Origin of the sequence: Streptomyces sp. DI166 (genome assembly GCF_900091315.1) — a bacterium.
Classification (GTDB): domain Bacteria; phylum Actinomycetota; class Actinomycetes; order Streptomycetales; family Streptomycetaceae; genus Streptomyces; species Streptomyces fuscus.
This window is the reverse complement of the sequence record NZ_FLSP01000087.1, coordinates 26,263-36,511: the sequence shown is the minus strand read 5'-3', so window position 1 is coordinate 36,511 and position 10,249 is coordinate 26,263. Positions and strand designations below refer to the sequence as shown.

The 10,249-nt window shown below is 72.5% G+C and carries 8 protein-coding genes and 2 pseudogenes; 7 read left to right on the top strand and 3 right to left on the bottom strand.

Annotated elements, in window-relative coordinates:
* From GA0115233_RS31730 to GA0115233_RS31715, 4 genes are all read left to right on the top strand, one after another.
* Window positions 1-1,176, top strand: a 1,176-nt coding sequence (locus GA0115233_RS31730; protein WP_093723773.1) for an acyl-CoA dehydrogenase family protein, incomplete at its 5' end; no start/stop codon positions are given.
* Window positions 1,173-2,255: an acyl-CoA dehydrogenase family protein gene (locus GA0115233_RS31725; protein ID WP_093723772.1), complete on the top strand. Its 1,083-nt coding sequence runs from the start codon at window positions 1,173-1,175 to the stop codon at window positions 2,253-2,255. The genes GA0115233_RS31730 and GA0115233_RS31725, both read left to right, overlap by 4 nt.
* A 171-nt stretch (window positions 2,256-2,426) precedes the next feature.
* A complete protein-coding gene (locus GA0115233_RS31720; RefSeq protein WP_093723771.1) occupies window positions 2,427-3,290 on the top strand; it encodes a phosphatidylinositol-specific phospholipase C/glycerophosphodiester phosphodiesterase family protein in 864 nt (287 codons plus the stop codon).
* A 111-nt stretch (window positions 3,291-3,401) separates the two neighbouring features.
* A complete protein-coding gene (locus GA0115233_RS31715) occupies window positions 3,402-3,596 on the top strand; it encodes a hypothetical protein (protein ID WP_093723770.1) in 195 nt (64 codons plus the stop codon).
* 33 nt (window positions 3,597-3,629) lie between these two features.
* Here GA0115233_RS31715 and GA0115233_RS31710 read toward each other — a convergent pair whose 3' ends face one another.
* The 3 genes and pseudogenes from GA0115233_RS31710 to GA0115233_RS31700 all read right to left on the bottom strand — a co-directional run.
* On the bottom strand, window positions 3,630-4,862 hold the full coding sequence (locus GA0115233_RS31710) for a phosphodiester glycosidase family protein (RefSeq protein WP_093723769.1): 1,233 nt from the start codon (window positions 4,860-4,862) through the stop codon (window positions 3,630-3,632).
* Between the two features lie 75 nt (window positions 4,863-4,937).
* On the bottom strand, window positions 4,938-5,297 hold the full coding sequence (locus GA0115233_RS31705; RefSeq protein WP_093723768.1) for a DUF779 domain-containing protein: 360 nt from the start codon (window positions 5,295-5,297) through the stop codon (window positions 4,938-4,940).
* A 101-nt stretch (window positions 5,298-5,398) separates the two neighbouring features.
* Window positions 5,399-5,881, bottom strand: a pseudogene (locus GA0115233_RS31700) (NUDIX hydrolase); the annotation flags it as partial.
* 166 nt (window positions 5,882-6,047) lie between these two features.
* Here GA0115233_RS31700 and GA0115233_RS31695 point away from each other — a divergent pair.
* From GA0115233_RS31695 to GA0115233_RS31685, 3 genes and pseudogenes are all read left to right on the top strand, one after another.
* Window positions 6,048-8,352 (top strand): annotated as a pseudogene (locus GA0115233_RS31695) (FdhF/YdeP family oxidoreductase).
* Window positions 8,353-8,462: 110 nt separating this feature from the next.
* Window positions 8,463-9,548 (top strand): S-(hydroxymethyl)mycothiol dehydrogenase, encoded by a 1,086-nt coding sequence (locus tag GA0115233_RS31690; RefSeq protein WP_093723766.1) that lies wholly within the window; start codon window positions 8,463-8,465, stop codon window positions 9,546-9,548.
* A complete protein-coding gene (locus GA0115233_RS31685; protein ID WP_093723765.1) occupies window positions 9,545-10,177 on the top strand; it encodes an MBL fold metallo-hydrolase in 633 nt (210 codons plus the stop codon). Before GA0115233_RS31690 ends, GA0115233_RS31685 begins: the two co-directional genes overlap by 4 nt.
* Window positions 10,178-10,249: the final 72 nt, after the last annotated feature.

Genomic DNA, 10,249 nt, shown 5'->3' with positions numbered 1-10,249 from the left:
GACGCCGCCGAACTGCGCCGCCTCACCCAGGAGTTCCTGGCCGCGCACCCGCCCGCCACGACCGACCGCCTGGACTTCCTGCGCGCCCGCTTCGACGCCGGGCTCGCCTGGGTGCACTACCCCGAGGGCCTCGGCGGACTGGGCGCCCCGCGCTCCCTGCAGGCCGTCGTGGACGCCGAGCTGGAGGCAGCGGGCGCCCCCGACAACGACCCCCGCCGCATCGGCATCGGCCTCGGCATGGCCGCGCCGACGATCCTCCAGTACGGCACCGAGGAGCAGAAGCAGCGCTATCTGCGCCCCCTGTGGACCGGCGAGGAGGTCTGGTGCCAGCTCTTCAGCGAGCCCGGCGCCGGGTCCGACCTGGCCGCGCTCGGCACCCGCGCGGTGCGCGAGGGCGACGACTGGGTCGTCAACGGGCAGAAGGTGTGGACCTCCAGCGCCCACCTCGCCCGCTGGGCCATCCTCATCGCGCGCACCGACCCGGACGTGCCCAAGCACGCCGGTATCACCTACTTCCTGTGCGACATGACCGATCCCGGTGTCGAGGTGCGCCCGCTGCGCCAGATCACCGGCGAGGCCGAGTTCAACGAGGTGTTCCTCACCGACGTACGCATCCCGGACTCCCGCCGCCTCGGCGCGGTCGGCGAGGGCTGGAAGGTCGCGCAGACCACGCTGAACAACGAGCGCGTCGCCATCGGCGGCATGCGGCTGCCCCGCGAGGGCGGCATGATCGGCCCGGTCACCAAGGTCTGGCGCGAGCGGCCCGAACTGCGTACGCACGACCTGCACCAGCGGCTGCTGAAGCTGTGGGTCGAGGCGGAGGTCGCCCGGCTCACCGGCGAACGCCTGCGCCAGCAGCTCGTCGCCGGACAGCCCGGACCCGAGGGCGCCGGGATGAAGCTCGGCTTCGCCCGCCTCAACCAGGAGATCAGCGGCCTGGAGGTCGAACTCCTCGGCGAGGAGGGCCTGTTGTACGAGGACTGGACGATGCGTCGGCCGGAACTCGTGGACTTCACCGGACGCGACGCCGGATACCGCTATCTGCGCGCCAAGGGCAACAGCATCGAGGGCGGCACCAGCGAGATCCTGCTGAACATCGTCGCCGAGCGGGTCCTCGGCCTGCCCGCCGAACCGCGCACCGACAAGGACGTCGCCTGGAAGGACCTGGCCCGATGAGCGCACAGCCCGACCTGCTGTACTCGGAGGAGGAAGAGGCGCTGCGCGCCGCCGTCCGCGACCTGCTCGCCGACCACTGCGACGCCCCCGGTGTCCTGGCCCGCGCCGAATCGGACTCCCCGCACGACCGCGCCGCCTGGAAGGCGCTCACCGACGGCATGGGCCTCGCGGGCCTGCTGGTCCCCGAGGAACACGGCGGCCAGGGCGCCACACACCGCGAAGCCGCCGTGGTCCTGGAGGAGCTGGGCCGCGCGGTCGCCCCCGTGCCCTTCCTCACCAGCGCCGTCGTCGCCACCGAGGCCCTGCTCGCCTGCGACGCCCCCGACCTCCTCGCCGATCTCGCCTCCGGCCGCCGCATCGGCACCCTCGCCGTCGCCCTGAGCGTCGCCCCGGGCGCCGCCTACAAGGTGGTACGGCACGAGGACGGCACGCTGCACGGGGAGTTGACCGGCATCGCGGACGCCGCCGTGGCCGACGTGCTGCTCGTGCCGGCCGACGACGGCGGCCTGTACGCGGTCGACGCCTCCGCCGCCACGGTCACTCCCCAGGTGTCCCTCGACCTGACCCGGCCGCTGGCCACGGTCACCCTCGACGGCGCACCGGGCCGACTGCTCGGCGACGCCGAGCCCGCCGTCCACCGCGCCCTGCGCGCCGGTGCCGGACTGCTCGCCTCCGAGCAACTGGGCCTCGCCGACTGGTCGTTGGCCGAGACGGTCCGCTACCTGAAGGAACGCAAGCAGTTCAACCGCCCCGTCGGCGGCTTCCAGGCGCTCAAGCACCGGCTCGCCCAGTTGTGGCTGGAGGTCGTCAACCTGCGCGCCGCCGCCCGCAACGCCGCGGACGCCCTCACCACCGGCGAGGACACGCAGGTCGCGGTCGCCGTGGCCCAGTCCTACGCCGCCTCCGTCGCCGTGCACGCGGCCGAGGAGGCCCTGCAACTGCACGCCGGGATCGGCATGACCTGGGAGCACCCGGTACACCTGTACCTCAAGCGCGCCAAGGCCGACTCCCTCGCCTACGGCACCGCGGGCGCGCACCGTACGGCCCTGGCCGGACCGGTCGACCTGCAAGCCCCCTGATCCCGACCGGAATTCCGCCGAGAGAGCCCGCCCCCGACCGGGGCGGGCTCTGTCACGTCCGGCCGAGGAAGGGGTGAACGTCCGGCCAACTCCACGTACACAAGGGTCCGTTGACGCCCCGAGCACCCCATACTCCCTGTGGTCCCGACCCGCCCCACAGGGAGGCAGCACATGGCGTTCCTCACCCGTCGCAGAGCCCTCACCACCGCCGGCGCCGCGCTCACGGGCGTCCTCGCGGCGCCCGTCGGCACCGCCCACGCCACCGCACGCAAGCACCGCCCCCGCCCGCTGTGGCGCGCTCACGCCCACAACGACTACGAGCACCCACGGCCCCTTCTGGACGCCCTCGACCACCGCTTCGGCAGCGTGGAGGCCGACATCTATCTGGTCGGCGACCAACTCCTGGTCGCCCACGACCCGGAGGACCTCGACCCGGCGCGCACCCTGGAGTCCCTCTACCTCGACCCGCTCGCCGCCCGCGTCCGGGCCCACCACGGCACGGTGTACCGCGGCCACCGCAGGCCGCTCCAACTGCTCGTCGACATCAAGACCGAGGGCGCCTCGACCTACCTCGAACTGGACCGGCACCTCCGGCGCTACCGGCACCTGTTCACGACGTACGCCCACGGCCGGGTCCACCGCGGCCCGGTCACCGCCGTGATCTCCGGCGACCGCGCGGCGCGCGCCCCGATGGAGGCGCAGCACGTGCGCCGCGCCTTCTACGACGGCCGCCTCACCGACCTCGGCAGCCCGGCCCCCGCCTCGCTCATCCCGCTGATCAGCGACAACTGGACCAACCACTTCGCCTGGCGCGGCGCCGGCGCCTTCCCCGACGCCGAGCGGCACAAGCTCACGGCCATCATGCGGGCGGCCCACTCCCGCGGTCAGCGCGTACGGTTCTGGGCCACCCCGGACCTGCCGGGCCCCGAGCGCGACGCGCTGTGGACGGAACTGCTCGCCGCCGACGTCGACCACCTCAACACCGACGACCTCGCGGGCCTGGAGGCCTTCCTGCAGGCGCACGACCGGAGATGACACCACACGTTCGGCGGACAGGTCAGCCGCCCGGACGAACCCTCCGCTACGCCACACTTGCGGCCGAACGCCGTGAACCGGACGTGTGCGGCGTGGCGGAGGAGGTTGACGATGGCCATTTCCATCTCGTTGGTGCTGCTGCTCCTGATCCTTGCGGTGATCTTCATGCGCAACGGCGGGCTGAAGGTCTCCCACGCCCTGGTCTGCGCGCTGCTCGGCTTCTACCTGGCCAGCACCAGCATCGCGCCCACCATCCACAGCGGCCTCACCGCCACCGCCGACATCGTCAGCAGCCTGAGACCGTGAGGCCGCCGGGGCGGTGAGCCGCGGGGCGGCGCCTCACGGTGTGACGAACACCCCGATGCCGTTGGGGACCGCCCGTTCCGCGCCGCCCGAGGGATGGTTGCGCACGGTCGGCGCCGAGGCGCCCGGCGCGCGGGCGACCAGCGTCGAGGAGCCGCCGCCGTCCAGGCTGAAGGCATCGGTCGCGCCCAGCTTCCGCAGGGTGGCCGCCACTTCGGCGACCGTCAGGCCCCGGTACGCGGAGCCGCCGTCCAGCGAGAACAGCAGCACCCGCTTGCCGCCGCCCGCGATCCCCACGGCGCTGCGCACCGCGACCGCGCTGTCGTCGAGACCGGGCAGCGGCTGTCCGCCGGTCAGCACCGGATACCCGCCGACCGCGAACCGGTAGGCGACCTTCGAGGCCGCCGCCACCAGCTCGTGCAGCACCTTCACCGGCTGACCCGGCACCAGCTTGCGCAATTGCGCCGCGCCCGCCTCCCGGCCCACCAGCACGGTCGTCCCGGCCGGGATGGCACCGCGGCCCGGGTCGTCGGCCCAGGACACCACCCGGCCGTCCTTGACGGTCACCTCGTGGGTGTCCTCGCTGCACGGCGCGGCCCGGTTGGTGTCGGTGCCGCAGGTGGCCCGCACCCGGGAGACCGAGCCCCAGTCGGCGGTGAACGCGCCGACGGAGTTCACGGGCAGCGCGTACTGGTTGAGCCCGCCGAGCGGAAAGGACCCGGTGGCGGTGCGGACCGAGCCGGACAGCGCCATGTCGTCCAGCCGGGCCCTGCGGTCCACGCCCATGCCGATCACGTCCCTGGTGGAGGTGCCGGGCGGCAGCGCGGGCCCGAACCGCTGCCCCTTGGGCACCGCCGCCTTGAGTGCACGGCCACTGGCGACCGCCGGTCCCACGGCGGCGCCGGTCACCTCGACGCCCGGGTGCTGGGCCTCGGAGATGTTGAAGAAGTCGCCGTTCACCCCGGCCACGGCACCCTGGGTGCGGGCCAGTTGGGAGAGGGGCGCCCGTCCGGCCACCTTCCCCGGGTGCAGCAGGTCCAGGGTGACATGCGGGTCGGTCAGGTCGACGCGGAGCAGATGGCCGTGGGCAGTGCCCCGGGCGACCTGGATGTCGAAGTGCTCGTAGACCACGCCCGGCGCGATCCGGCCGCGCGGAGCGGCCTCGGCCGGTGCCGCCCCGGACAGCGCGGCTCCGGCCAGTGAGCCGAGTGCGGTGAGAAGGGTCAGTGCCGTGCGGTACGCCGTGAACCGTCTTTGACGCTTCGTCACAAATCCCCCTGAGGGTTCGTCAACTGTCCCAGGACTCAGGGGAAGTGCACCAGAACAGGGCGCCCGGTAGGGCGGTCAGACACCAAGGACGCGCGAACGCGTCAGAAAACGCACCCCCTCGGGTGCCTCCAGCGAGAAACCGCTGCCCCGGCCCTCGACCACGTCCACGATCAGCCGGGTGTGCGCCCACGCCTGGAACTGCTCGCGGGACATCCAGAAGCTCACCGGCTCCTCGACACCGTCCACGTACAGCTCCGCCAGCAGCACGTCCGAACCGCCGGTGCGGAACTCGCCCGCCGGGTAGCACATGGGCGCGCTGCCGTCGCAGCAGCCGCCGGACTGATGGAACATCAGCGGACCGTGCGCCGCGTGCAGCCGCCGCACCAGATCGGCGGCGGCCGGCGTGAGCGATACGCGCGGGATCTCCTCGTACATGCCAACCATCCCCAGGGGAAGCCGAATCCGGGACTCCGGCTGTCACCGGCCGGACGGACCAGGGCACCACGGGGGAGGTTGCGAGAGCGTTGCAGCCCCGCTCAGCGGGTGCCGTACGACGTGAAGCGGGCGGGGGTGTGGTCGATCGGCAGGCCGGGCCGCCAGGCCGTCAGCGCCTGGGCGCTGCACACGAACAGCTCCTGCGGCAGCGCGTCCAGGGCGTACCAGCGCCAGTCGCCCACCCGCTCGCCGGGCTGGTCGGCGGGCTCGCCGCGCCAGGCGGTCACCTCCGCGGCGACGGTGATCCGCACCACCCCGTCGACATGGTCCAGGAGGGTGCCGAGGAGGCGTACGTCCGCCGGGTCGGCGGTCAGTCCGGTCTCCTCGGCCAGCTCGCGCACGACCGTCTCCTCCATCGACTCCCCGGGTTCCACCATGCCGCCGGGCAGTTCCCAGGTGCCGTGCCGGTGGTGGCCGAGCAGCAGGCCCCGGGGGCCGTGCAGGATCGCGCCGACACCGAGGGCGGTCTGCGGCACGGGCGGACGGGGGGTGCGGGGGCGCGAGGAGACGCGGGCCGGGGGTGTCATCGGGCTCCTGACATGGGGCGGGCGGATCTTCCGAACAGACAGTAGTCCGCGACCTTGACAGGGCGTCGGCCGTGCGGCTTTCTTAAGTGTGTTGCGTATAGAGATACTGTTGTGCATACCGCAACTCGGCCTCTGATTCCCCCACCGTGGAGCAGTGCTACGGATGACGCGCAAGCCACCTGCCGAAGACCCCCGGAGACGCCCGGCTGCGGGTCGGCCCTCCGAAGGAGTACGCCGCCGGCCTCCCCGCGGTCGCCTCGTCGCTGCGGCACGCGGGCGACCAGATGGGAGCCCGGCGCAGCCTGCTCACCCTGCTCCGGGTCAATCAGAAGGAGGGCTTCGACTGTCCCGGCTGCGCCTGGCCGGAACCCGACCACCGGCACCGGGCGGAGTTCTGCGAGAACGGCGCCAAGGCCGTGGCCGAGGAGGCCACCGTCCGCCGGGTCACCCCCGACTTCTTCGCCGCCCACACGCTGGAGGACCTGCTCCCGCGCAGCGACTACTGGCTCGGCCAGCAGGGGCGCCTGACCCACCCGATGTACCGTCCGGCCGGTGCCGACCGCTACCGGCCGGTCTCCTGGGACGACGCCTTCGCCGTGATCGCCCGCGAACTCACCGCCCTTGACCACCCCGACGAGGCCGCGTTCTACACCTCCGGCCGGGCGAGCAACGAGGCGGCCTTCCTCTACCAGCTCTTCGTCCGCGGCCTCGGCACCAACAACCTGCCGGACTGCTCCAACATGTGCCACGAGTCCAGCGGCGTCGCGCTGACGGAGACCATCGGCATCGGCAAGGGCAGCGTCAGCCTGGAGGATCTCCACCGGGCCGACCTGATTCTCGTCGTCGGTCAGAACCCGGGCACCAACCATCCCCGGATGCTCTCCGCGCTGGAACGGGCCAAGCGGCGCGGCGCCCGCGTCATCGCCGTCAACCCGCTGCCGGAAGCCGGGCTGCTGCGGTTCAAGAACCCCCAGAACGCCTCCGGGGTCATCGGCGGCGGCACCAGGCTCGCCGACCGGTTCCTCCAGATCAGACTCGGCGGCGACCAGGCACTCTTCCAGGCCTTCAACCGTCTGCTGCTGGAGGCGGAGGACGAGTCGCCCGGCACCTGTCTGGACACCGCCTTCGTCGAACGGCACACCCACGGCTTCGAGGAGTTCGCCGAGCACGCGCGCAAGGTGCCCTGGGACGACATCCTCCGGGCCACCGGCCTGGCCGAGCGGGAGATCAGGGACGCCTTCCGCGACATACTGCGCGCCGAGCGGATCGTGGTGTGCTGGGCGATGGGGCTCACCCAGCACAGGCACTCCGTGCCCACCATCCGCGACGTCGTCAACTTCCTCCTCCTGCGCGGCAACATCGGCCGCCCCGGCGCGGGCCTGTGCCCGGTGCGCGGCCACTCCAATGTGCAGGGCGACCGCACGATGGGGATCCACGAGAAGCCGGACGGCGCCTTCCTGGACCGGCTCGGCGCCGAGTTCGCCTTCGTGCCTCCGCGGCACCACGGCCACGACGCCGTGAACACCATCCGCGCCATGCGCGACGGCGAGGTGAAGGTCTTCGTCGCGCTCGGCGGCAACTTCGTCGCCGCCGCCCCGGACACCGGCCTGACCGAACGGGCCCTGCGGCGGTGCCGCCTCACCGTCCAGATCTCCACCAAGCTCAACCGCTCCCACGTCATCACCGGGGAGCAGGCCCTGATCCTGCCCTGTCTGGGCCGTACCGAGGCCGACCTGCGGCCGGGCGGACCCCAGCCGGTCACGGTGGAGGACTCCATGGGCCTGGTGCACCTGTCCCGGGGACGCCTCGCGCCCGCCTCCGAGCACCTGCTGAGCGAGGTCGCCATCGTCTGCCGCATGGCCAGGGCCACTCTCGGGGACTCCGGCCCCGCCGCACCGTGGGAGGAGTTCGAGGCGGACTACGACCGCATCCGGGACCGGATCGCGCGCGTGATCCCCGGCTTCGAGGACTTCAACACCCGCGTACGGCGGCCGGGCGGCTTCGCCCTGCCCCATCCGCCGCGCGACGAACGCCGGTTCACCACGGCCACCGGCCGCGCCCACTTCACCGCGAACCCACTGGAGAGCCCCACGGTTCCCCCGGGCCGCCTGCTGCTGCAGACCCTGCGCTCCCACGACCAGTACAACACCACCGTCTACGGCCTGGACGACCGCTACCGGGGCATCCATCAGGGCCGCCGGGTGCTCTTCGTCCACCCCGACGACCTCTCCGAGCGCGGTCTGTCCGACGCGGACACGGTCGATATCGTCAGCGAGTGGGACGACGGCGTGGAGCGCCGCGCACCCGCCTTCCGCGTCGTGCCCTACCCCACCCCCCGGGGCTGCTGCGCCGCCTATTTCCCCGAGACCAACGTCCTGGTCCCGCTGGACTCCACGGCCGCCGTCAGCAACACACCCACGTCCAAGTCGGTCGTCATACGGCTGGAACCGGCGGCTCGCACCGCTTGACCCCCGGTCCCCGCTCCATGATGCTGAGTTGCGGCACATGAGATACGTACCGCAATAAGCAACACCACGGCAACTTTCGAACCACCTCACGAACCAGCCGAGGAGAGGCCATGTCGCACCAGGTCCGTGCTGTCGTCGCGCGGGGCAAGGGCGCCCCCGTCAGCCTGGAAACGATCGTCGTGCCGGACCCGGGGCCGGGAGAGGCACTGGTGAGGATCGAGGCGTGCGGGGTCTGCCACACCGATCTGCACTACCGCGAGGGCGGTATCAACGACGACTTCCCGTTCCTGCTCGGGCACGAGGCGGCGGGCGTGGTGGAGTCGGTGGGGGAGGGCGTCACCGATGTCGCCCCCGGTGACTTCGTGATCCTCAACTGGCGCGCCGTGTGCGGCCACTGCCGGGCCTGCCTGCGCGGACGCCCCTGGTACTGCTTCGACACCCACAACGCCAAGCAGAAGATGACCCTGCTCGACGGCACCGAACTCGCCCCGGCCCTCGGCATCGGCGCCTTCGCGGAGAAGACGCTGGTCGCGGCCGGTCAGTGCACCAAGGTCGACCGTACGGCGTCGGCCGCCGCCGCGGGTCTGCTCGGCTGCGGGGTCATGGCCGGGATCGGCGCCGCCATCAACACCGGCAACGTCGGACGCGGTGACACGGTCGCCGTGATCGGCTGCGGCGGCGTCGGGGCGGCGGCGATCGCCGGGGCGAACCTCGCCGGGGCGGCGAAGGTGATCGCCGTCGACATCGACGACCGCAAGCTCGCCACGGCCGGGAAGCTGGGCGCCACCCACACCGTCAACTCCAAGGAGACCGACGCCGTCGAGGCGATCCGCGAGCTGACCGGCGGATTCGGCGCCGACGTGGTGATCGAGGCGGTGGGCCGCCCGGAGACGTACCAGCAGGCCTTCTACGCCCGCGACCTCGCCGGGACCGTAGTCCTCGTCGGTGTCCCCACCCCGGAGATGAAGCTGGAGCTGCCCCTGCTGGACGTCTTCGGCCGCGGCGGCGCCCTGAAGTCCTCCTGGTACGGCGACTGCCTGCCCTCCCGCGACTTCCCGATGCTCATCGACCTCTACCTCCAGGGGCGCCTCGACCTGGACGCCTTCGTCACCGAGACCATCGCCCTGGACGAGGTGGAGAAGGCCTTCGAGCGGATGCACCACGGCGACGTCCTGCGCTCGGTGGTGGTCCTGTGACGGCCGCCCGCATCGAGCGCCTCGTCACCTCCGGGCAGTTCAGCCTCGACGGCGGCACCTGGGACGTCGACAACAATGTGTGGATCGTCGGCGATGACCACGAGGTGATCGTCATCGACGCCGCGCACGACGCCGACGCCATCGCGGCGGCCGTCGGCGCCCGGGCGCTCAGAGCCGTCGTCTGCACCCACGCCCACAACGACCACATCGACGCCGCGCCCGACCTCGCCGCACGCACCGGCGCCCCGGTCCTGCTCCACCCCGACGACCTGCCGCTGTGGAAGCAGACCCACCCCGACCGGGCACCCGACGCCGAGCTGACCGACGGACAGACCCTCACGGTGGCCGGTGTCGAGCTGACCGTGCTGCACACACCGGGCCACGCCCCGGGCGCGGTCTGCCTCCACGCGCCCGCCCTGGGCGCCCTGTTCAGCGGCGACACACTCTTCGCCGGCGGACCCGGGGCGACCGGGCGCTCGTACAGTGACTTCCCGACCATCGTCGAGTCGATCCGGAACCGTCTGCTGACCCTGCCGCCGCAGACCGTCGTGCACACCGGCCACGGTGACACGACCACCATCGGCGCCGAGGCCCCGCACCTGCAGGAGTGGCTCGACCGCGGCCACTGACCCCACCGGCACCCCTTCATCGCCCGCCCTCGGCCCGCGACCGCGCGAGCCGATGCGGCGGGCTGTTTTGTT

Coding starts and splice junctions, on each gene's coding strand:
- GA0115233_RS31705 (WP_093723768.1), bottom strand. CDS start 5,297: ATGTACGAGGAGATCCCGCGCGTATCGCTCACGCCGGCCGCCGCCGAT.
- GA0115233_RS31715 (WP_093723770.1), top strand. CDS start 3,402: ATGGCCATTTCCATCTCGTTGGTGCTGCTGCTCCTGATCCTTGCGGTG.
- GA0115233_RS31725 (WP_093723772.1), top strand. CDS start 1,173: ATGAGCGCACAGCCCGACCTGCTGTACTCGGAGGAGGAAGAGGCGCTG.
- GA0115233_RS31720 (WP_093723771.1), top strand. CDS start 2,427: ATGGCGTTCCTCACCCGTCGCAGAGCCCTCACCACCGCCGGCGCCGCG.
- GA0115233_RS31690 (WP_093723766.1), top strand. CDS start 8,463: ATGTCGCACCAGGTCCGTGCTGTCGTCGCGCGGGGCAAGGGCGCCCCC.